18 protein-coding genes are annotated in these 21,861 nt (G+C 66.7%); 13 read left to right on the top strand and 5 right to left on the bottom strand.

All coding sequences use genetic code 11. The annotated features are described in order from the left end of the window. Positions 1-46: 46 nt before the first annotated feature. The 4 genes from FRZ44_RS01365 to FRZ44_RS01380 form a co-directional block, all read right to left on the bottom strand. A complete protein-coding gene (locus tag FRZ44_RS01365) occupies positions 47-895 on the bottom strand; it encodes an ABC transporter permease (protein ID WP_151175487.1) in 849 nt (282 codons plus the stop codon). Further along, on the bottom strand, positions 892-1,719 hold the full coding sequence (locus FRZ44_RS01370; protein ID WP_151175488.1) for an ABC transporter permease: 828 nt from the start codon (positions 1,717-1,719) through the stop codon (positions 892-894). The genes FRZ44_RS01365 and FRZ44_RS01370 overlap by 4 nt, the downstream gene beginning before the upstream one ends. A gap of 541 nt (positions 1,720-2,260) precedes the next feature. Next, a complete protein-coding gene (locus FRZ44_RS01375) occupies positions 2,261-4,300 on the bottom strand; it encodes a CocE/NonD family hydrolase (RefSeq protein WP_151175489.1) in 2,040 nt (679 codons plus the stop codon). 53 nt (positions 4,301-4,353) lie between these two features. Beyond that, complete coding sequence (locus FRZ44_RS01380) at positions 4,354-5,523, bottom strand: iron-containing alcohol dehydrogenase (RefSeq protein ID WP_151175490.1); 1,170 nt, start codon at positions 5,521-5,523, stop codon at positions 4,354-4,356. A 135-nt stretch (positions 5,524-5,658) separates the two neighbouring features. Between FRZ44_RS01380 and betI the strand changes: the two genes are divergently transcribed. The 11 genes from betI to FRZ44_RS01435 all read left to right on the top strand — a co-directional run bounded on the left by betI (position 5,659) and on the right by FRZ44_RS01435 (position 18,492). Further along, positions 5,659-6,321 carry a transcriptional regulator BetI gene (gene betI, locus FRZ44_RS01385; RefSeq protein ID WP_151175491.1) on the top strand — a complete coding sequence of 221 codons (663 nt, stop codon included), beginning with the start codon at positions 5,659-5,661 and terminating at the stop codon, positions 6,319-6,321. After that, positions 6,318-8,348, top strand: coding sequence for a CocE/NonD family hydrolase (locus FRZ44_RS01390; RefSeq protein WP_151175492.1), 2,031 nt, complete (start codon positions 6,318-6,320; stop codon positions 8,346-8,348). Before betI ends, FRZ44_RS01390 begins: the two co-directional genes overlap by 4 nt. Positions 8,349-8,376: 28 nt before the next feature. Further along, positions 8,377-10,407, top strand: a complete 2,031-nt coding sequence (locus tag FRZ44_RS01395; protein ID WP_151175493.1) for a CocE/NonD family hydrolase — start codon at positions 8,377-8,379, stop codon at positions 10,405-10,407. A gap of 272 nt (positions 10,408-10,679) precedes the next feature. Further along, on the top strand, positions 10,680-12,236 hold the full coding sequence (locus FRZ44_RS01400; RefSeq protein WP_151175494.1) for an ABC transporter substrate-binding protein: 1,557 nt from the start codon (positions 10,680-10,682) through the stop codon (positions 12,234-12,236). Positions 12,237-12,402: 166 nt separating this feature from the next. Further along, complete coding sequence (locus FRZ44_RS01405) at positions 12,403-13,347, top strand: ABC transporter permease (RefSeq protein ID WP_151175495.1); 945 nt, start codon at positions 12,403-12,405, stop codon at positions 13,345-13,347. A 22-nt stretch (positions 13,348-13,369) separates the two neighbouring features. Continuing rightward, positions 13,370-14,221 (top strand): ABC transporter permease, encoded by an 852-nt coding sequence (locus tag FRZ44_RS01410; protein WP_151175496.1) that lies wholly within the window; start codon positions 13,370-13,372, stop codon positions 14,219-14,221. Between the two features lie 2 nt (positions 14,222-14,223). Further along, positions 14,224-15,249 carry an ABC transporter ATP-binding protein gene (locus FRZ44_RS01415; protein WP_151175497.1) on the top strand — a complete coding sequence of 342 codons (1,026 nt, stop codon included), beginning with the start codon at positions 14,224-14,226 and terminating at the stop codon, positions 15,247-15,249. Beyond that, positions 15,242-16,255 carry an oligopeptide/dipeptide ABC transporter ATP-binding protein gene (locus tag FRZ44_RS01420; protein WP_225308493.1) on the top strand — a complete coding sequence of 338 codons (1,014 nt, stop codon included), beginning with the start codon at positions 15,242-15,244 and terminating at the stop codon, positions 16,253-16,255. Before FRZ44_RS01415 ends, FRZ44_RS01420 begins: the two co-directional genes overlap by 8 nt. A gap of 145 nt (positions 16,256-16,400) precedes the next feature. Beyond that, complete coding sequence (locus FRZ44_RS01425; protein ID WP_151175498.1) at positions 16,401-17,198, top strand: BtpA/SgcQ family protein; 798 nt, start codon at positions 16,401-16,403, stop codon at positions 17,196-17,198. Then, positions 17,195-18,070, top strand: a complete 876-nt coding sequence (locus FRZ44_RS01430; protein ID WP_151175499.1) for a PfkB family carbohydrate kinase — start codon at positions 17,195-17,197, stop codon at positions 18,068-18,070. The genes FRZ44_RS01425 and FRZ44_RS01430 overlap by 4 nt, the downstream gene beginning before the upstream one ends. Before the next feature lie 113 nt (positions 18,071-18,183). After that, entirely contained in the window at positions 18,184-18,492 is a 309-nt protein-coding gene (locus tag FRZ44_RS01435; protein WP_151175500.1) for a hypothetical protein, read from the top strand. Between the two features lie 36 nt (positions 18,493-18,528). Here the strand turns inward: FRZ44_RS01435 and FRZ44_RS01440 are convergent, their stop codons facing one another. Further along, positions 18,529-19,407 carry a LysR substrate-binding domain-containing protein gene (locus tag FRZ44_RS01440; RefSeq protein WP_191908351.1) on the bottom strand — a complete coding sequence of 293 codons (879 nt, stop codon included), beginning with the start codon at positions 19,405-19,407 and terminating at the stop codon, positions 18,529-18,531. 171 nt (positions 19,408-19,578) lie between these two features. On the opposite strand from FRZ44_RS01440, the gene FRZ44_RS01445 reads away from it, so the two are divergent. Beyond that, a complete protein-coding gene (locus FRZ44_RS01445) occupies positions 19,579-20,796 on the top strand; it encodes a mandelate racemase/muconate lactonizing enzyme family protein (RefSeq protein WP_151175502.1) in 1,218 nt (405 codons plus the stop codon). Between the two features lie 13 nt (positions 20,797-20,809). Continuing rightward, positions 20,810-21,730 carry an NAD(P)-dependent oxidoreductase gene (locus FRZ44_RS01450; protein WP_151175503.1) on the top strand — a complete coding sequence of 307 codons (921 nt, stop codon included), beginning with the start codon at positions 20,810-20,812 and terminating at the stop codon, positions 21,728-21,730. The last annotated feature ends 131 nt before the right edge of the window (positions 21,731-21,861 follow it).

A 21,861-nucleotide genomic window follows, 5' to 3' on the forward strand; every position in this document is an offset into this window, starting at 1 on the left:
CGTCATTCGGGGTTGTCGTCCGGTTTGTGGCTGGCGGTCGCGCGCATCACGCCTGTTTCTCGCGTCGGAACAGCAGGCGCAACGCGAAAACGGTGAGGGCCAGGCTCGCCAGGGTGATGAGCGTGCTCAGCGCATAGATCAGGGGAACCATGGTCGAATGTGACGAGGCTTCCGCCCATTGAAACAGCGGCAGGGTGGTGATGCCGCCGCGCAAATAGATGCTGCGCGGCAGTTCGTTGAAGGACAGCAGGAAGCCGAAGAAGCCCGCCGACATGATGCCCGGCATCAGGAGAGGCATCTCGACATCGCGGAAACGGCGCCATTTGCTGGCGCCCAGGTCGGCCGCCACCTCCAGCAGGCGGATGTCGAACCGCGTGGAGACGACGAGCACGCTCAGCAGGGCGAAAGGAAAGGCCCAGACGAAGTTGCCCAGCACGAGCGACCAGAGGCCGGTCCGAATGCCGAGGAAAAGCCGGTAATACATGATGAAGTCGACACCGAGCATGACCCCTGGCACGAACAGCACGATCAAGAAGATGAGAAGGAGCCAAGCGCCGCTTCGGCCGATATGGGGCAGCGTGCGGCCCACAGCCGTTGCCGTGATCATGCAGAGCACGCAGACGATAGTGGCGACACCCAGGCTCGTTCCCAGCGGATCGAGCCAGCGCAGGTCGCCAAAGAGCTTCTGATACCAGTCGAGCGTGAAGGGGCCGGGTTTTCCGGTCAGTGGGCGGACGCTGATCGACATGAGCGCCAGCCAGGCGATAGGGCCATAGATCAGGCCGATTCCGATGGCGCCGAAGCCGACGGCGACGGCCGTCGCGACGCGAAACAGGTTCCGCTCGCGCCGGACGACCCGCTCGATCGTCGCTTGATTGCGGACGATGGCAGTCATCGCCGCAATCCTTCCACCATCGCCGCGCCGCCGCCGACCCGCCTGACGATCCAGATGAACAGCAGTTGCAGCACGGCCACGATCAGGATGACGAAGGCCGACATGGCGGCCGCGACGGAGTAATTCAGCGCCGTGATGAGATCGAGCATGGCGCCGCCCAGCATCACCACTTTCTGGCCGCCGATGATCTTGGCGACGACATCGTCACCCAGCATCGGCACGAAGGTGAAGATTACGCCGGCCAGAATGCCTGGCATCGCCAGCGGCAGGATCACATGGCGCAGCGTCTGCCAGTGAGAAGCACCGATATCCTTGCTGGCCTCGAGCAGATCGTCGTCGATCAAGGTGATGGAGAGAAAAATCGGCCAGACCATGTTGGGCAGGAATGGGCCCAGCAATCCGAAATGTACGGCGGGTTCTGAGAACAGCAGCCAGGTGATGGGCCCATCGATCACCCCCAGTTGCATGAGCGAGCTGTTGATCGGCCCCATGAGACCCAGTACCGGACGCCACACCACGGTTCGTGCCGTGTCGCTGAGGAAAAACGGGGCCGTCAGCAGCGTCCAGATGATGAGCTTGAGAAGGGTCGAGCGCAGGCCCTTGGCGAGCCAGAGCGCGAAGGGAAAGGAGATGACAAGGAGGATCGACGTGACGGTCGCCGCGATCCGAATGGTGCGCGCCGTCACCTCCCAGCGTCCGGTCGAAAAAATTTCCCGATAGGCATCGAGGGTGAAGGCGAAGCTGATGCCTTCGGCATGAGCCCGGATGAACGAGAACAGCAGCACACCGGCCATCGGCACCAAGACGCCGACGCCCCAGATCATGGCGAAGCTGAAGAGAATCCAATCCCCCGTGGGCGGACGCCACCGGACGGGCCAGAGAGGAGGGCGGCTGTCGTTCACTGACCGAGGCCCAAAACTATCGAGCCATCAGATCGCAACGCCGCTTCGGTCGAAGCCATATCGCATCCATCTCGAGGCGCACTTGCAGCGCAGGGTCAGCTCAAATTCCGATCCCGCTATTTTTCAGTGGTTTCCCACGCTCGGAACCGCGAAAGCGCCAATGAGCTGCATTGATAGCGTTAATGAATGGGGTGGAATTTAGCGATCTGCGCCTGCATCGACCAATGATTGGCAGTCGGACCTGACCCAAAGGGGCCCTTATGCACGTCCCAAAGGGCCGGCACTTCGGCTGGATCGAAGATTGGGAGAATGCCCCCGGAAAAGCCAGTCGCCCGCGCCGCAGGGAGGGGGAAGACGGCGCGGGCTCTGTTGGCCTCAATAAGAGAGCCGTCGCGGGGGACACGAGGCTCTCGATATGATCAACGCCGCACCCCCGGATCGGTTCCCCTGCGCGTTTTCCCCGCTACATCAAGTCTCTCGGGATGCGCTGGGTCCAGCTGCGCGAGAAGATTCGCAGCTCGCCTTCGAAGGCCTGGAGATCGGCCTCGACGATGAACTCGGTCGGCGAGCAGGCGATCGCGCAATGGGTCTTGATGCGGGTGTCCCAGCCCTGGACGTGACGATGGACCAGGTCATGGTCGGCCTCGGCATAGGCGGTCGCCGGGTCGTCGGGATGCATCCGGTAGCGCAGGTTCTTGACCATCTCGGTCGTGACGCCAGTCTCGTTATGGGTGGAGCAGCCATCGTCCCGCAGCACATGGATCGAGAGCGCGCCGGTCGCCACATCCTGCGTCACCTTGCGATAGACATCGCCCGGCCGCAGCAGGGTCCGGTTGCCCGGGGGCAGCGGCTCCGGCGGGCCGAACCTGACCTTGGCGTCGCTGGCCTGGGGCTGGCGCACCGGCAGCGACAAGGTCGATGAGCCGGTCGTGAGCGCCAGCGTCGCCGCCTTCGGCGCCGGCCAGAGGATCGGCCAATAGGCGGTCGAGATCGCGACCCGCACCCGATGGCCGACGGCGAAGCGATGGCCGATGTCGTTGAGCTGGATCCGGATGCGATAGCGCTTGCCGGGCTCGAGCGGCTTCGGATCGGCATGGCTGTCGCGATGGGTCAGGTTCAACAGCCCGTAGGTGACGCGCGTCACGCGGCCGTCCGGCGCCACGTCGCTGAGGCGCACCACCGCGGTCGCGACCGGCTGGTCCGAGGCGAGCTCGAGCTCGACGACCGGCGCGCCCAGGATCTCGAGCGGGGCTGCGAGCGGCGCGCCGTCGAACACCAGCGAATTGGCGTCGTCGCCGCGCTGGTCGAGCGGCAGCTCGGGCCCGAGCCCGCCCAGCCCGTAGGGACACCATTCGCCGCCGGCGCTGCCGGTCGTCTGCGGCGAGCAGATCGCGAGGGCTGCCGGCTTGCCCGCCTCGCGGCCGAGCGTCCCGTTCTGGCGCAGGCCCGCGTCGTTGAGATGAAGCGTCTGCGGCGCGATGCTGGCCGAGGGCCATGACGGCTCCGCCACCCAGCGGCCCGGCCGTGCGTCGTAGTGGCTCGCGGGCGCCACCGAATCCTGGACGTAGGCCCGCAGTTGCGGCTCCTTCATGATGCCGGTGTCGATGCCCTTGAGCCAGTGATCCCACCAGCGCAGCGATTCGGTGAGATAGCCGATCGCGGGACCGGGCACGCCGACATGGCCGTATTTATGGCCCCAGGGCCCGACGATGCCCTGCTTGGGCGACTTCAGGGTCTTGAGCAAACGAAACACAGTGTTGGTGTAGCCGTCGGCCCAGCCGCCCACCGCCATGACCGCGGCCTGGATCTGGTCGATATCCTCGCCGACCGAGCCATGTTTCCAGAACTCGTCGCGGCGCTGATGCTTAAGCCAGGTGCCGAAGACGGGCGTCATCGCCTCGAGGCGCTGCAGCCACATCTTGCGCCAGGCCTCGCCGACGATCAGCGGATCGGGCGCGCGGCCCATGATGGCGAAATAGGTCGAGCCCCATTCCAGATTGCCGGTCAGATGCGCGCCGCCCATGTAATGCATGTCGTCGGCATAGCGGTCGTCGGTCGAGCAATAGGTGATGATGGCCTTGAGCGCCGGGGGCCGCCGCGCCGCGACCTGGAGCGAGTTGAAGCCGCCCCAGGAGATGCCCATCATGCCGACATTGCCGTTGCACCAGGGCTGCTTCGCCAGCCAGGCGATCGCCTCGACCGCGTCGTCCTGCTCCTGCTTCAGATACTCGTCCAGCATCACCCCTTCGGAATCGCCGGTGCCGCGGATATCGAGGCGCACGCAGACATAGCCATGGGCCGCGAGATAGGGATGGGAGAGATCGTCCCAGTCGCGGGTGCCGTCGCGCCGGCGATAGGGGATGTATTCGAGGATCGCCGGCACCGGCTTGCGCTCAGCATCCTCCGGCATCCAGGCGCGTGCCGCGAGCCGGGTGCCGTCCGACATCGGGATCCACATCGTCTCGATATGGCGGACCGCGGATTTCGGCGAGGCGTCGTTCATGCGGGCGTCTCCTTGATGAGCGTCATGTCCGATGGAAGGCGTAAGAGCAATCGTCAGGCGGCCGCGTCCAGGATGGATCGCAGCGATCCGGCATCGACCGGCACGGGGTTCATGCCGGCGCAGATGTCGGTTGCGGCCAGATCGGCGACGCGCCCGAACTCCGCGCGGGCGAGGCCGAGCGCGGTCACGGTCGCCGGGATCTCGATCCGGCGGCGCAGATCGAGGATCCAGCCTTGTACCGCGACAAAGGGATCGCCCTCGAGCCGGAGCGTCGCCGCCAGCTCGGCCATCGCGGACTCGATCGCCGGCCGGTTATAGGCGAGGACGAAGGGCATCAGCACGGCGTTGGTCAGCCCATGGTGATAGCCCTTGAGGGCGCCGATCGCGTGGCTCAGCGCATGCATGGCGCCGAGGCCCTTGCCGAAGGCGGTGGCACCCATGATCGCGGCCGCCATCATGTAGCCGCGCGCGGTCAGATTCTGCGGTTCGGCCACGGCGACCGGCAGCCAGCGCCCGATCATGGCGATGCCCGAGGCCGCGATCGCGTCGGCCATGGGATGGAAGCTCTGTACGCAGAGCGCCTCGAGGCTGTGGCTCAGCGCGTCCATGCCGGTCGCGGCGGTGAGGCCGCGCGGCATCGAGACGGTCAGGCTCGGGTCGGCAATGACCGCCTTCGGCAGCATGCCGGGATGCAGCACCGCGCGCTTCACCGGCCCGCGCTCGTCGGTGACGATGGCGCTGGGCTCGACCTCGGCACCGGTGCCGGCGGTGGTCGGGATGGCGATGATGGGAACGCGCGCGCGCTCAGCCTGCGCCGTTTCGTGATCGGGCCAGGCGAAGCGCCAGAGCGAGCCGCCGCAGCCGGCGAGGAGCGCGATGGTCTTGCCGCCATCGAGTCCGCTGCCGCCGCCGAGCGCGATCACGCCGTCGGCATCCCAGGCGCGGAAGGCCGCGACCCCGTCCTCGACATTGCCGCCGGTCGGATTCTCCTGCAGCCCGGCGAAGAAGCGCGACGCCACGCCCGGAACATCCGCCGCCGTCAGCACACGCTCCGCCAGCGTCGTCGCCGCCAGGCCGCGATCGGTCACGATCAGCGGCCGCTTCATGCCGAAGCGCAGGCAGAGCGCGCCGAGCTCCTCGATGCGGCCCGCGCCGAAGCGGATCTCGGTCGGGAACAACCAGTCGCCGCGCAACGGCAAGGTCGCTGGTCGGGTTTCGCTCATCGCTCGCTGCCGGCTGTTGGGAACTATTCGGGCGGCCACTATGGCGCAAGGCGATTGACAGCGCAAACAGCAGATTGTTCAATCGAACAACAAAACAAGCGATGTGCCTTGAAACATCGCGTCTGGGGACCATCGATGACACTGGCCAGCCGGCGCCGCTTCCGTCGCGAGGAGCTGATCGACGCGACGATCACGGCGATCTATGAGGACGGCCTCAAGGACACGACGCTGGCCGGCATCGGCAAGCGCGCCGGCCTGTCGCCGGCCTTGGTCAATCATTATTTCGACGGTAAGGAAGCGCTGCTCGAGGCGACGATGCGCCGTCTCCTGCGCAATCTGGGCGACGACATCGCCCGGCGCCTGCCGGCCGAGCCGACGCCGCTCGGCCGGCTCCATGCGATCATCGACGGCTGCTTCTCGCGCCGGCATTTCCTGCCCGAATCGATGGTGGCCTGGCTCACCTTCTGGCTCGAGGTTCGGCGGAACCCCCGCTTCGCGCGGCTGCAGCGCATCCTCAATCATCGCTTCGAATCGAACATCATGTTCGCGCTCAGGCAGATGGTGCCGGAGCCGCTGGCCGCCGATATCTTCCTGGGCCTGACTGCGCTGATCGACGGCTTCTGGTGGGCCTATGCGCTCGACGCCAAGCGAGTCCAGCCCGCCCAGGCGCGCCGCCTCTGCCGCGATTATCTTGCCAGCCGGCTGCCGCCGAGCGCGTTGTCGAAAGTCGGCCCCTCGACAATCGCGCGTCCGAAACGCGGATTGCGACCCTCCTCAACACGGAAAGCCAGATCATGAACGCCGAGCCGATCATCCGCGACGTCTCCGACAAGATCGATGTGATCGAGCTCGCCTGGATCCCCATGTCGGACGGGCGGCGCCTCGCGGCGCGGCTGTGGATGCCGAAGGATGCTCTGCGGAACCCGGTGCCGGCCGTGCTCGAATATATCCCCTATCGCCGCCGCGACGGCTCGCGCGCGCGCGACGAGGAGATGCATCCCTGGGTCGCGGCGCAGGGCTATGTCTGCGCCCGCGTCGATATCGCCGGCAGCGGCGATTCGGACGGGCTGCTGCGCGACGAATATCTGAAGCAGGAGCAGGACGATGCGCTCGAGATCATCGCCTGGCTCGCCACCCAGCCCTGGTGCAGCGGCAGCGTCGGGATGATGGGCATCTCCTGGGGCGGCTTCAACGGGCTGCAGGTGGCCGCGCGCCGTCCGCCGGCGCTCAAGGCCGTGATCGCGCTCTGCGCCACCGTCGACCGCTATCATGACGACGTGCATTTCATGGGCGGCTGCCTCTTGGCCGACAATATGGATTGGGGCGGCGCTTTCTTCGCCTATGCTGGGCTGCCGCCGGACCCGCAGATGGCCGGGCCGGATTGGAAGAAGCGATGGCTCGAGCGGCTCGAGGTGCTGCAACCGTTCCCGCCGCTCTGGCTCGGGCATCAGCGCCGCGACGAATTCTGGAAACATGGCTCGGTCTGCGAGGACTATGCCGCGATTCAGACGCCGGTGCTGGGCGTCAGCGGCTGGGCCGACGGCTACACCGCGGCCGTGTTCCGCCTGGCCGAGCATCTGAGCGTGCGCTGCAAGGGCATCGTCGGCCCCTGGGGCCATCTCTATCCGCAGCGCGGGGTGCCGGATCCGGCCATCGGGTTCCTCCAGGAAGCGGTGCGTTGGTGGGATCGCTGGCTCAAGGGCAAGCCGAACGGCGTCGAGAAGGATCCGACCCTGCGGCTCTATCTGCAAGACAGCGTACCGCCGCAGTCCCACTACGATTTCCGGCCCGGCAAATGGATCGGCATCGATCGCTGGCCGGCCGCCGAGATCGAGCGGCATAGGCTGGCGCTCAATCCCCATGGCCTCGAGGAGCACCCGATTACCGGCGTCGCGCTCTCGGTGCGCTCGCCGGAGACGACGGGCCTCGCGGGCGGCGAATGGTGCGCCTATGGGCTGGGCAAGGTGGCGCCGGAGATGCCGCTCGATCAGCGCATCGACGATGCCGGCTCCCTGACCTTCGATTCGGCCGTGCTGACGGAGCCGCTGGCGACGGTGGGCGCGGCCTTCGTGACGCTCGAGATCGAATCCGACAAGCCCCAGGCGCTGGTCGCGGTGAGGCTGAACGATGTCGCGCCCGATGGCGCCGCCACCCGCGTCTCCTACGGGCTCCTCAATCTGGCGCAGCGCGAAAGCCATGAGAGCCCCACGGCGCTCGTCCCCGGCAAGCGTTACCGCGTGACCGTGCCGCTGACGGAAGCCGCGCATCGGTTCGCGGCCGGGCGGCGCATACGCATCTCGGTCTCGAGCTGCTACTGGCCGATGGCATGGCCTTCGCCGGAGGCGGCGACCCTGACGATCCATAGCGGCGAGAGCCGGCTCGCCTTGCCGGTGCTGCCGGCCGACAAGATCCGGGGCTATCCCGGCTTCGGGCCGGTCGAGAAGGCGACGGCGATGAAGCGCACCGTCTTCGATCCGGGCCGCGAGCGGCGCCAGGTGATCTTCGACGCGGATACGAACGAGACCGTCGTGCGCAACAGCCGCGACGACGGGCTGGCGCGGATCGACGAGATCGGCACCGTGATCCATTACGGCAAGGTCAAGGAGTTCGCGATCGCGCGCAACGACCCGCTGACCGCGCGAACCACGGTCTCGACCGAGGTCCATTACAAGCGCGAGGACTGGGATGCCCGGCTCGAGACCCGCATCCAGATGACAGCCGACAAGACGCACTTCATCTTCCATTCCACGGTCGATGCCTATGACGGCGGCGTGCGCTTCTTCAGCCGCGGCTTCGACCAGAAGATCCCGCGGGATCATCGATGAGGTGGCCGTTGCCTCGGGAAACGCGGGCATGACGCCGTCCACGCAAATCCGGGAGGACCTGCCGGAGGCGTTCGAGATTCTGGACCCGGTCTGGATCGCGATGCCGGACGGGGCGAATCTCGCCGCGCGCATCCTGCTGCCGCGCTCGGCTTCGTCGAAGCCTGTGCCGGCGATCCTCGAATACATCCCCTATCGCCGGCGCGACGGGACGCTGCTGGGTGACACGCCGCGTCACGCCTACTTCGCCGGCCATGGCTATGCCGCGGTGCGCGTGGATTTGCGCGGCAGCGGCGATTCCGACGGCATCCTGCTCGACGAATATCGGAAGCAGGAGCAGGACGACGCGATCGCCGTCATCGCCTGGCTCGCGGCGCAGCCCTGGTGCAATGGCAAGGTCGGCATGACCGGCTATTCCTGGGGCGGGTTCAATTCGCTCCAGGTGGCGGCGCGCCGTCCGCCGGCGCTCAAGGCCATCATCCCGGTCCATGCGACCGACGACCGCTATGGCGACGATTGCCATTACATGGGCGGCGGCCTGCTCCTGGGGAATCTCTCCTGGGCCTCGACCATGACGACCTTCAGCGCGCGGCCGCCCGATCCTGCGATCGTGGGCGAGCGGTGGCGCGCGATGTGGCTCGAGCGGCTCGGGCAGAGCCCGCCCTTGCTGCTCGAATGGATGGCGCACCCCTTGCGCGACAGCTATTGGCGTCGCGGCTCGGTGGGCGAGGACTATGGCGCCATCACCGCGGCGGTCTATGCCGTCGGCGGCTGGGCCGATCCCTATACCAACTGCGTGCTGCGTCTCCTCGCCAACGTGAAGGCGCCGGTCAAGGCGATGATCGGTCCCTGGGCCCATGCCTATCCGCATGATGCGCGGCCGGGCCCGCAGATCGGCTTCCTGCAGGAATCCTTGCGCTGGTTCGACCGCTGGCTGAAGGACATCGACAACGGCATCGAGCGCGAGCCGAAGCTCAGCGCCTTCATCCAGGAGTCGACGCCGCCGGCCTCCGACTACGAAACCCGCGACGGTCGCTGGGTGCGCGAGGCGGCAGCGCCGTCGCCGGAGGCTCGCCAGGCCTGGTATCTCGGCGAGGGACAGCTTGCCGACCGGCCGCTGCCCGGCGGCGCGCCCTTGCAGCATCGCTCGCCCGAGACGACCGGCATCACCACCGGCGAATGGTGCCCCTATGGCAATCCGGGCGAGCTGCCGATCGACCAGCGCGCCGATGACGGGCGCTCGCTTGTTTTCGACAGCGCGCGGCTCGCGGCGCCGCTGGAGATGCTCGGCACGCCGGTGCTGACCCTTCGCGTCGCCATCGACAAGCCGGTCGGCATCGTCACCGCAAGGCTCTGCGACGTGGCGCCCGACGGCGCCTCGACCCTGATCTCCTATGGCGTCCTCAATCTCACCCGCAGGAAGGGGTTCGACCGCAGCGAGCCGATGGTGCCGGGCCAACCCGAGACGGTCCGTATCGCGCTCAACGATCTGGGCCAGCGGCTCAAGCCCGGCCATAGGCTGCGCCTCGCCCTCTCGACGAATTATTGGCCGATCCTCTGGCCTGCACACGAGGCCGCGACCCTGACGCTTCACGCCGCCGATTGCCGGCTCGAGCTGCCGGTGCGCAAGGCCGGGGCGAATGAGGGGCCGGACGAGAACCCGTTCCGGGCGCCCGAGGCGGCGGCCAATGTTCCCTTCACGCAACTGCGGCGCGGGCGGCGCGAGCGGGTGATCGAGGAGGAGGCCACGACCGGCAGGACCACCGTCGTCATCAATCGCGATCTCGGTGCCTATCGGTTGGAGGAGGACGGGCTCGAGTTCGACGGGCGGGCGGTCGAGCGGTTCAGCCTGACGGAGGGCGACCCCTTGAGCGCCCGGGCAGAGATCGAATGGCATTATCGAATGCGCCGGGGCGACTGGGAGATCGGCACCGTGAGCCGGACGATCCTGACTGGGGATACCCGGCAGTTCCGCGTCAGCGTCACCATGGATGCTTACGAAGGGGAGAAGAGAATCTTCAGCCGCGAGACGACCCGCGATCTGCCGCGTGTCGGCCTGTGAGCGGCCGCCTCGGAACGCCCGTCCGTGAGGAGTCCGATATATCGGAATAATCGCTGTCGGAATGATGGTTTGGCCGGTCCGGGGCCCTTCGGGGAACCGGTCCGGGGTGGGCCCGGCGGCAGAGGATATCGCCGGCCGGAAATGTGACAGGAGAGATTGTCGGGAGGCGGATTAGGCGTCATGCTCGGCGCCAATCGGAGGGCCGGCCGGAATGCCCAGGGTGCCGGCAAGGCCCTCACGAAAGAAATCGAAACTCAACAGGGAGACCGGAGATGGAGTTCAAGGTTAGCCGCCGTGCCGTGCTGCAAAGCGCAGCTGCCGTAGCGGCAGTCACGACGCTCGGGATCAAGCCGGAGCATGTGCTCGGCGCCGAGGGCGATGTTCTCAAGGTCCGCATGGTCGGCGATATGCAGGTGCTGGATCCCGGCTACATGATCGGCGGTGTCGAAACCAGCGCGCTCTATGCCTGCATGCCGCGGCTGGCGGTTCCGATCCATGACGCCAATGGCGACTGGGCCTGGGCGCCTTCCGACTTCGTCGAGAAGGTGGCGCAGGACGACGACACCCACATCTCCTTCACGCTCAAGAAGGGGATGATGTGGAGCAACAATGGCGGCGAGATCACCGCGGACGACGTGAAGTTCTCCTTTGAGCGCATGCTCGCCAGCGACTGGTCGTCCCGCTGGCCGACGCTCGATCATGTCGACGTGAAGGATTCGCACAGCGGCGTGATCGTCCTGAAGACGCCCTTCGTCGCGACCTGGCTGCTCGGCATCGCGTCGGAATCGGGCGCGATCCTGCCGAAGAAGCTGACCGAGAAACTGCCGGACGGGAAATTTACCACCGAGTTCCCCGCCCAGCACGGCCCCTACATGATGACCGATTGGACGCCGAAGCAGAAGCTGGTGCTGAAGGCCAATCCGGACTTCAAGGGTACCAAGCCCGTCTTCGCCGAAGTACAGTTCATCGATGTCGAGGACACCAAGGCGGCCGAGCTCGCCTTCGAGGGGCATGAGGTGGATGTGACCTCGGTTACCACCGAGACCGCGGCCCGCTACAAGAAGTCGATGCCCGAGCATGCGAAGCTGATCGAGACACCGGGTCCGTTCTATTCCTGGATCGGCATGAACACGGACCATCCGCTGCTCAAGGACATCAGGGTCCGTAAGGCGATCCAGCGCGCCATCGACGTCGATTCGATCCTCCAGGGCGCCTATGCCGGTGTGTCGCCGAAGGCCTACGGCGCCATTCCGATCGGAATCCTGGGCCATCGCGATGCGTCGAAATACAGCTACAACCCCGAGGAAGCCAAGGCGCTGCTCAAGGAAGCGGGCGTCTCGGGGCTCAAGCTCGAGTTCGTTACCCTGAACCAGTCCGAGCGCATCGCGGCCTGCCAGATCATCCAGTCCAATCTCGCCGATGTCGGCATCGAGATCACGATCAAGCCGGTCGATTCCGGTCCGTTCTGGAATCTGGGCCTCGAGTCCAAGGGCGACGACTGGAAGAACCTCCAGCTCTGGATCATGCAATATCGCTGCTCGCCCGATCCCTCCGACCCGATCCAGTGGTTCGTCAAGGACCAGGTCGGCGTTTGGAACTGGGAACGCTGGTCCGATCCGGAATTCGAGGATTTGTGGAAGAAGGGGCTACAGGAGACGGACTCCGAGAAGCGCAAGCAGATCTATCTGCGGATGCAGGAGATCATGGAGGACACCGGCGCCTATGTCTGGCTGACCTTCGATCCGCTGTTCTACGCCCATAGCGACAAGAACGTCCCCGGCTTCGATCCGGGCGGTGAAGTTCGTCCCGAGCTCTGCAAGAAAGCCTGAGCCTCGGATCGAACATCGACAATACGGGCCTCCCTCGATCGTCCCTACGCTTCCTCTTGACGCGGCGGGACGGGTTCCGGGGAGGCCCGCTTTCATTGCATTCTGACGATCGCCCGGTAAGCTCGGGCCTCCGGTCTCATCGATCGAGCCCGCCGCGGGAGACGGCATGCTGCTCTATCTGATCCAACGCATCGGCCTGTCGATCCTGATCTGCGTCACCGCCATGACGCTGCTCTTCGCGGCTATCCATGTGATTCCGGGCGATCCCGCGACCATCATGCTGGGCACGCGCGCGACGCCGGAAGTGCGGGCGCGGCTGGAGAAGGAGATGGGTCTCGATCAGCCCGTACCGGTCCAGCTCGTGAAGTTCCTGGGCCGGGCCGCGACCGGCAATCTCGGCATCGACGTCTGGAGCAAGCGGTCGGTCAGCACCATCGTGATGGAGAACCTGCCCTATACGCTGATCCTGATCCTGACGGGGCTGGGCTGGTCGGCGCTGGTGGGGATTCCGCTCGGCTGCTACTCGGCCATCCGGCGCAACAGCTTCATCGACAAGTTCACCGGCGTGATCTCGGTCGGGACCATCTCGATCCCGTCCTTCGTCGTGGCGATCTATGCACTCCTGTTCTTCTCGATCCAGCTCGGGCTCTTTCCGGTGATCGGCGCCGGCGAGAATGGCGACCGGGCGGACCAGATCTGGCATCTGGTGCTGCCGAGCCTCGCCGTCGGGCTGGGCTGGGTCGGCTATCTGGCGCGGATCGTGCGTGCCTCGATGCTGGAGGTGATGGGCGAGAACCATGTCCGCACCGCGCGCGCTTTCGGCCTGCCGGAGTCCAAGATCGTGCTCCACTACGCGCTGCGCATCGCCATCCTGCCGACCGTGACCCTGCTGGCGCTCGCGATCGGCGGGCTCCTCTCCAGCGCGGTCTTCGCCGAAAACATCTTCGCCCGTCCCGGCATCGGCAAGCTGATCGTCGATTCCGCGAATGTGCGGAACTATCCCGTGGTGCAGGGCGCCGTCATGGCGACCGTGGCGCTGTTCGCCTTCGCCATGCCCATCGCCGATTTCCTCGTCGCCTGGCTCGACCCCCGTGTCCGCTCAGCCCTCTGACATTCCCGTCCCGACGGGGTTCATGGCCGCGGGCTCGCTGCTGCGGGTGCTGCGCCGTCTGGGCCAGGACCCGCTGGGCCTGCTCGGTCTCTGCCTGGTGCTGCTGATGGTGTTCTGCGCCGTCTTCGGTCCCTGGATCACGCCCTACGATCCCTTCAAGATCCATGTGACCGAGCGCTTCAACGCGCCGTCCCTGATCCATCTGTTCGGCACCGACAGTCTCGGCCGCGACGTGCTGAGCCGGGTCATCGCCGGCACGCGCATCGCGCTCTCGGTCGGCGCTTCCTCGATCCTGATCGCCATGGTGCTGGGGCTGTGCCTGGGACTGACCGCGGGCTACGGCCCGCGCTGGCTCGACAATGCGCTGCTGCTCCTGTTCGATTCGGTCTATTCCTTCCCGACCGTGATCCTGGGCCTCACCGTCATGACCCTGCTGGGCGCCAGCATCGCCACGCTGATGTTCGTCGTGGTGGTGATCCAGACGCCGGCCTATGCGCGGCTGATCCGAACCGCGACGCTCGCGGCCAAGAATACCGAGTATGTGCTGGCGATCCGCTCGCTCGGCACCTCGCCGGTGCGCATCCTGGTGGTGCATATCCTGCCCAACATCATCGGGCCGCTCTTCATCATCGCCAGCATGGACATCCCCTCGGTGATCGCGCTCGAGGCGGGCCTGACCTATCTCGGCATGGGCATTCCGCCACCGGCGCCGAGTTGGGGCCGTATCCTGCAGGAGGGCTTCACCGCCATCCGCGACGCGCCCTGGATTGTCGTCGCCGGCGGCTTTCCGCTGATCCTGACCACGCTCGGTTTCACCTTTCTCGGCGAATCGCTGCGCGATCTGCTCGATCCGCGGCTGCGGAGGATCGTCTGACCATGACCTCGGCGAATGTCCAGGCGTTCCTGGCGCCGGTTGGCGAGGCCGACAATGTCCTCGATATCCGGGACCTGAGCATCGATTTCCGTACGCCGAAGGGCTCGGTCCATGCGCTGCGCCATGTCAGCCTCGCGGTGCCGCGCGGCAGCATCGTCGGGCTGGTCGGCGAAAGCGGTTCGGGCAAATCGACCCTGGCGCTCGCGGCCATGGGGCTGATGCAGGGCAACGCTCAGATAGCGAATGGCAGCCTGCAATTCTCCGGCATGGATCTGCGCAAGCTCACGCCCGAGGCCTGGCGGGCCATTCGCGGCAAGCGGATCTCGATGGTGTTCCAGGACCCGATGACCTCGCTCAACCCGGTCCGCTCGATCGGTTTGCAGATGATGGACATCCAGTATCGCGACCGCTCGGCCGGGATGGGCCAGCGCCGGCGCAAGGCCGTCGAGATGCTGAAGCGGGTCGGCATCCCCGATCCCGAGCGCCAGCTCAAGCGCCATCCGCACGAGTTCTCCGGCGGCATGCGCCAGCGCATCGCCATCGCGATGGGCCTCCTGGAGAAGCCGGAGCTCCTCATCGCCGACGAACCGACCACGGCGCTCGACGTCACGCTCGAGGCGCAGATCATCCATCTGCTGCGCGAGCTGCGGCAGGAATTCGGCGGCTCGATCCTGTTCATCTCGCACAATCTGGGCGTCATCGCCGAGCTCTGCGACATCGTCGTCGTGCTCTATGCCGGCGAGGTGGTGGAGCAGGGGCCGGTGCGCGAGATCTTCCATCGCCCGAAGCATCCCTATACCCAGGCGCTGCTCGAATGCGACCCGGCGCGCATCGACCTGATCAGCCGCGACCTGCCCACGATTCCGGGCGACGTGCCGAACCTGCTGCAGGTGCCGCCCGGATGCGTCTTCGCGCCGCGCTGCCCCAAGGTGTTCGACCGTTGCCGCGTCGAGGCGCCGGGCGACTGGACGGTGAGCCACGGCCATGTGACGCGCTGCCATCTGCTCGATGGAGCGGCCCGTGGCTGAGGCGGCGCGCCGGCTTGCGACCGACACGGGTGCGCTGCTCGAGATCGAGCGGCTTCATGTCCGCTTTCCGCTGATGGGGCCGATCAAGGCCTCGCTGTTCCAGATTCAGAACCGTTTCCTCGACGCGGTGCTGGACGTCTCCTTCCGGGTCCGGCCGGGCACGACGATGGCGCTGGTGGGCGAGAGCGGCTCGGGGAAGAGTACGCTGGGCCGCGCGATCCTGGGACTGGTGCCGGTCGCCAACGGCACCGTGCGGTTCGAAGGCGAGGAGCCGCTCAAGAGCGGCAAGCCCTCTCCGGGCTATCTGCGCCATGTGGCGATGATGTTCCAGGACCCGATTTCGAGCCTGAGCCCGCGCCGTTCGGTCAAGTCGCTGATCACCGAGCCCTTCGTCGTCCATGGCATGAGCGATCGCGATCTCCATGCCGAGGCCCGGCGGCTGCTGGCGCTGGTGGGCTTGCCGAAGGATTTCGCCGACCGCTATCCGCATCAGCTCTCGGGCGGCCAGGCGCGCCGCGTGGGGGTGGCGCGGGCCGTGGCGCTTTCGCCCAAGCTCATCGTCGCCGACGAGCCGACCGCCGGCCTCGACGTCTCGGTCCAGGGCGAGATCCTCAATCTGATGACGCGGCTGCAGCGCGAGCTGGGACTGACCTATCTCGTCATCACCCACAATCTCGCGGTGGTCCGGCATATCAGCGACGAGATGGCGATCATGTATATGGGCCGCTTCGTCGAATATGGCCCGACGCAGGAAATCTTCGCCCGCGCCGCCCATCCCTATACCGACGGGCTGATCGCCGCCCAGCCGCAGCCCGATCCCGACAAGCGGCGCGCCGAGGTGGCGCTGAAGGGCGAGGTGCCGAGCCTGGCGCGCCGGCCGCAGGGTTGCGAGTTCCATACCCGTTGCCCCTACGCTCAGGGTCTCTGCCGCCGCGAACGGCCCGAGGTCCACGACATCGGCGGCCACCACACTCATCGCTGCCATTTTCCGCTGACGGGCGGGTGAGGAAGAAAGTGACTCTGATCCCCTCGCCCCTTGAGGGGGAGGGCAGGGAGGGGGAATCCTCGATCGTATGCCCAGTCAGCCCCCTCCCTAACCCTCCCCCGGGGGAAAGCGGGGGAGGGGACAGAATTCACAATCCCGGTAACTCATGACCCACTTCCGCGACCTCTTCCCCAGACCCAAGCCGATCATCGGCGTGATCCATCTGCCGGCGCTCCCCGGCTATCCGCAATCCAGGGGCATCGACCATGCGGTCGAGAAGGCGCTGGCCGATCTGGCGGCGCTGGAGGCGGGCGGGGCCGACGGCGTGCTGGTCGAGAACGAGGACGACCGGCCGCATGTGGTGCTGTCGGCACCGGAGACCACGGCGGCGATGACGCGCATCACGCGCGAGCTGGTGATGGCCGCCCGGCGGTGCGTGATCGGTGTCGAGATCCTGCTGAACGATCCGGCGGCCTCGCTCGCCGTCGCCAGGGCCTCGGGCGCCAAGTTCATCCGCACCGATTATTTCGTCGATCCGATGGAGCGGCCCGAACATGGCGGCGCCATGCATATCGATCCCGAGGGCGTGATGGCCTACCGTGCCCGCATCGGCGCGGAGGACGTGCTGGTGCTGGCCGACATCCAGGTCAAGTATGCGCGCATGACGGTGGCGCGCGGGCTCGACGAATCGGCGCGGCTGGCGCGCGAGCATCATGCCGCCGCCGCCATCGTCAGCGGCAATGCCACGGCCGAGCCGCCGCGCGCGGCCGAGGTGGCGCTCGCCAAGCGCGGCGCCGGCGCCATGCCCATTCTGCTCGGCAGCGGCACCGATCTCGGCAATGCGGCCGAGCTTCTGTCGATCGCGGATGGGGCCATCGTCGGCACCAGCTTGAAGCAGGGCGATTACATCTCGCTCGACAAGGTGAAGGCGCTGGTCGCGGCAGCGCGGAGCCTGGCGCGATGAAGGTCACCGCGGTCGGCGATTGCGGCATCGACCGCTATGTCGATCTGCGCGCGGATCGCCCCGGCGGCATCTCGCTCAATTTCGCCGCCAATGCCAAAGCCTGGTTCGAGCCCGGCGACCAGATCAGCGTTCTGACGGCGCTGGGCCAGGATCGCGAGGCGGCGATCGTCGAGGCGGCGATCGTTTCGCTGGGGGTCGGCGCCTTCGTCGCCAAGGGATCCGGCATCACGCCGGTCCAGTATATCGACCACGACGCGACGGGAGAGCGCATCTTCGTGCGCTATGAGGCGGGCGTCCTGGCGCAGCATCGCCTGACTGGACCGGAGCGGGAGATCCTGCGCCAGAGCGACGTCATGATTGCGACCGTCTTCACCCAGATCGTCGATTTCTTCGAGACGGTTGCAGCGACCCCTTCCGGCGGCCTGCGCGCGCTCGATTACTGCAATCTGGGCACGCCCGAGGATCCGTTGCGCTATGTGCATCGCTATGCCGAGCGCTTCGATCTGGGTTTCTTTGGCCTCTCGGCGATGCAAGCCGACGTGATCGACGCGCTCGAGGCGATCGCGCGCCGCGCGGGCCGGCTTTTCATCGTGACGCTGGGGCCCGAGGGCAGCCTCGCGCTCGGGGGCAAGGAGCGGATCGCGGCGCCGGCGGTCGCGGTGCGCGAGGTGGTCGATACCACCGGAGCCGGCGATAGCTTCGCCGCCGGATTCCTCAGTCTTTATGCGCGCAGCCGCGACGTGAAAGCCGCGCTCGCGCGCGGTGCCGCGGCGGCGGCACGAACGATCGGCCAGATCGGCGCCTTTCCGGCCCCGCTCGTGCCTTGGCCCGCGGACGTCCCCGCCGAATGGACGGCGCTCAAGCGCCCGTGACGATCGCGCCGGATCGGCTCGAACGGAACCGATCCATCCTGCTTCCCGTTCTCCACTCAGCGGCACGCGCCGCCTGCCGGCGCCCCCGGCAGTGACAAATGGGAGGCCCAGCCATGACAGCAGATTTCACCATGGAAGAACTGCATCGCCGCCTGGCGGCGTTGGACCAGAATCTGGCGGCCGCCGCCGATCGCATCCTGGAGGGCGGGCCCGCAATCGCGGAGCGTCAGCGCCAGGTCGAGGTGCTGCGGCTCAGATCCAGCCTGCTGCGCCAGCGCCTCATCGACGCGAAGTCGACCCCTTGGGACGACATCAAGGCCAGCCTGCAGGCCGACTGGGACGGGCTGTCCGAGAATCTCGAACGCTGGATGAAAGACATCGACAAGGATTTCCAGAGCGGAAGGCGCGAACCCACGCTCTGACCGGCAGCAACGACGCCTCCCCGGCCGGCGAGACGGTCAGGCGCTCGCTGCCTCTTCCATGATCCAGTCGCGGAACAGCCGCACCTCGGGCTTCAGCGCCTTCTCGTCCTCGCGAAACAAGAAGTAGTGGGCATTGTCCTGCGGCAGCTCCATGTCGAAGGAGCGCTGCGCGCGCTTGGCGGCGATGAAGCGTTCGGCGAAGCAGCGCAGCACGATGGTATGGCCCATCCCCGCCTCGACCAGCTCGAGCGCCGCCATCGAGGTGTCGACCGTGACGAGTTGGCGATGCGTCGGCATTTCCAGGCCCGTCCGCTCGAACAGCCGCAGCCAGTAATCTTCGAGTCCCATGATCAGGATCAGGTTTTCTTCCTGGATGTCGGCGGGACGCGAGACGTGCGATCCGATCGGGCTCACCGGCACGGACGGAACGCGAAAGAGCAGTTCCGACCGGAACCCCGCCCAGCTGCCATGGCCGTAGCGGATATCGATATCGATGCGGTCCGCCGGCAGGTCATCCGCCCAGACGACGGAGTGGAGGCGCAGGCGGATGTTCGGATAGGCCCGGCAGAATTCGGGCAGCCGGGGGGCCAGCCAGAGCACCCCGAAGGAGACCGGCACGCGGATGTTCAGCACCGTCTCGCCGGCCGGACCGAACAGTCCCGTGGTGGAGGCGGAGAGCTCGTCGAAGGCCTTGCGCACCGGCGTCAGATAGGCACGCCCCATCTCCGTGAGCTTCAGATGGCGCGGCAATCGCTCGAACAGCGGATAGCCCAGTTGCTTTTCCAGCGAGCGGACCTGGTGGCTGATGGCTGCCTGGGTCAGGCCGAGTTCCTCCGCGGCGGCCGTGAAACTGGTGTGGCGGGCCGCGGCCTCGAAGGCGCGGAGCCAGACCATGGAAGGCAGCCGGTAGGCCATCGATTCACTCCCGCGCGGGGACAATTGCCCTAGCATAACGTAAAAATAAAACAGGGTCTTAAGACGATAAACCTTCATTTGATTTGTGCAATAGGCTGCCCCTAGGCTGCAATCCTGTGCGAGGGGCCGCCGCCAACGAGTGCCGGCCGGTCGATCGGAGTCGGGGGACTCATGAAGATCAAGGACCTGAAGACCTTCGTGGTCGGTAATCCGCCGCCGCTGGCGGGGGGCCGCTATTTCATCTTCGTCAAGCTGATCACCGACAACGGCATCGAGGGCATCGGCGAGGTCTATAACGCGACCTTCCGGCCCGAGGTCATCGTCGAGATGATCAAGGACGTGTTCGAGCGCCATGTGCTGGGCATGGACACGTTCCGGATCGAGACGCTCTGGCGCAATGTCCATGGCCGCGGCTACTCGATGCGCCCCGACATCTCGCTGATGGGCGTGCTGTCGGGCCTCGAGACCGCGCTCTGGGACATCAACGGCAAGGCGCTCGGCAAGCCGGTCTATGAGCTGCTCGGCGGCAAGGTGCATGAGCGGCTCCGCAGCTACACCTACATCTATCCGCGCCCCGAGGATGGCGGCGCCTATTCCAACTCGCCGGTCTATAGCGATCCCGATGCGGCCGCCGCCCGGGCGCTCGACTATCTGTCGATGGGCTTCACCGCGCTGAAATTCGACCCGGCGGGTGCCTACTCGACCTTCGATCCGCGCCAGCCCAGCCTCGAGGCGATCGAGCGCTCGGCGCTCTTCTGCAAGCGGATTCGCGAGGCGGTCGGCACCAAGGCCGATCTGCTGTTCGGGACCCATGGGCAATTCACCAGTTCCGGCGCCATCCGCCTGGCCCGCGCGATCGAGCCTTACGATCCCCTGTGGTTCGAGGAGCCGACGCCGCCGGAGATGCCGGAGGAGATGGCCAAGGTCGCGCGCCAGACGACGATCCCGATCGCGACCGGCGAGCGCCTCACCACCAAATACGAGTTCAAGCGCGTGCTCGAGCTGGGCGCGGCCTCGATCCTGCAGATGGCGCTGGGCCGCGTCGGCGGTCTGCTGGAAGCGAAGAAGATCGCCGGCATGGCCGAGACCTTCTATGCGCAGGTGGCGCCGCATCTCTATTGCGGACCGGTGGAGGGGGCCGCCAACGTCCATCTTTCGGCCGCGATCCCGAACTTCCTCGTGCTCGAGAGCATCGAGCGCTGGGACGGCTTCCACGCCAAGATCCTGAAGAAGGGGATCCGCTGGGAAGACGGCTATGTGATCCCGCCGACCGAGCCGGGCCTCGGTATCGAGCTCGACGAAGCCGTCGCGCTCGCCCATCCCTGGAAGGGCAGCGATCTCCATCTCGTGCCGACCTACCGGCCGATCGACGGCTACGGCCGGCAGTAGGCGGAGCAGCATCATGCAGTACGGTTATATCGGGCTCGGCCATCTGGGTGGCCATCTGGCGGCAAGCCTGCTCAAGGCGGGCTTTCCCGTCACCGTCCACGACATCGACCGGTCGCTGGGGCATCGTCATCTGGCCCTGGGTGCCAAATGGGCCGAAAGCCCGCGCGAGCTGGCCGACGGCTGCGACGCGGTCCTCACCTGCCTGCCGTCGCCGGCGGTCTCGCGCAGCGTGCTGGCGGGGCCGGGCGGGATCCTCGAAGGCTTGCGGCCCGGCGGGACCTGGATCGAGATGAGCACGCTCGGCCGCGACGACATCATGACCCTGGCGGCACTGGCCGCACCCCGCGGCATCTCGGTGCTGGAGGCCCCGGTGACGGGCGGCGTTCATCGCGCCGCGACCGGCGACATCACCATTCTGGCCGGCGGCGAGAAGGACCTTTTCCAGCTGCACCGGCCGGCGCTCCAGGCGATGGGCGGCGAGATCTTCCATATGGGTCCGCTGGGCTCGGCCTCGATCATCAAGGTCATCACCAACATGCTGGCCTTCATCCATCTGGTGGCGGCGGGCGAGGCGCTGATGCTGGCCAAGCGCGGCGGACTCGATCTGGCGAAGGCCTATCACGCGATCGCCGCCAGCTCGGGCAACAGCTTCGTGCATGAGACCGAGAGCCAGCTCATCCTCAATGGCAGCTACGATATCGGCTTCACCATGGATCTGGCGCTGAAGGATCTGGGCTTCGCAATGAAGTTCGGCCAGGAGTTCCGCGTGCCGCTGGCCCTCGCGAGCCTGACCCAGCAGATCTTCAAGCAGGCGCAGCAGACCTATGGCGGGGACGCCTGGTCGACCCAGGTGGTGAAGCTCCTGGAAGACGCGCTCAAGACGGATCTGCGCGCGCCGGGATTTCCCGCGAAGCTCGGTGAAGAAAGCGTCTAGGGCAGACGAAGGCAGCGAAATTTGATCCCCTCCCCCCTTGTGGGGGAGGGCTAGGGAGGGGGCTGCTCGGTATCGCGTCTTCCCCCTCCCTGACCCTCCCCCGTTCCGGCAGGACTGTCCGGGGAACGGAC

This window comes from Hypericibacter terrae, from assembly GCF_008728855.1.
GTDB lineage: Bacteria > Pseudomonadota > Alphaproteobacteria > Dongiales > Dongiaceae > Hypericibacter > Hypericibacter terrae.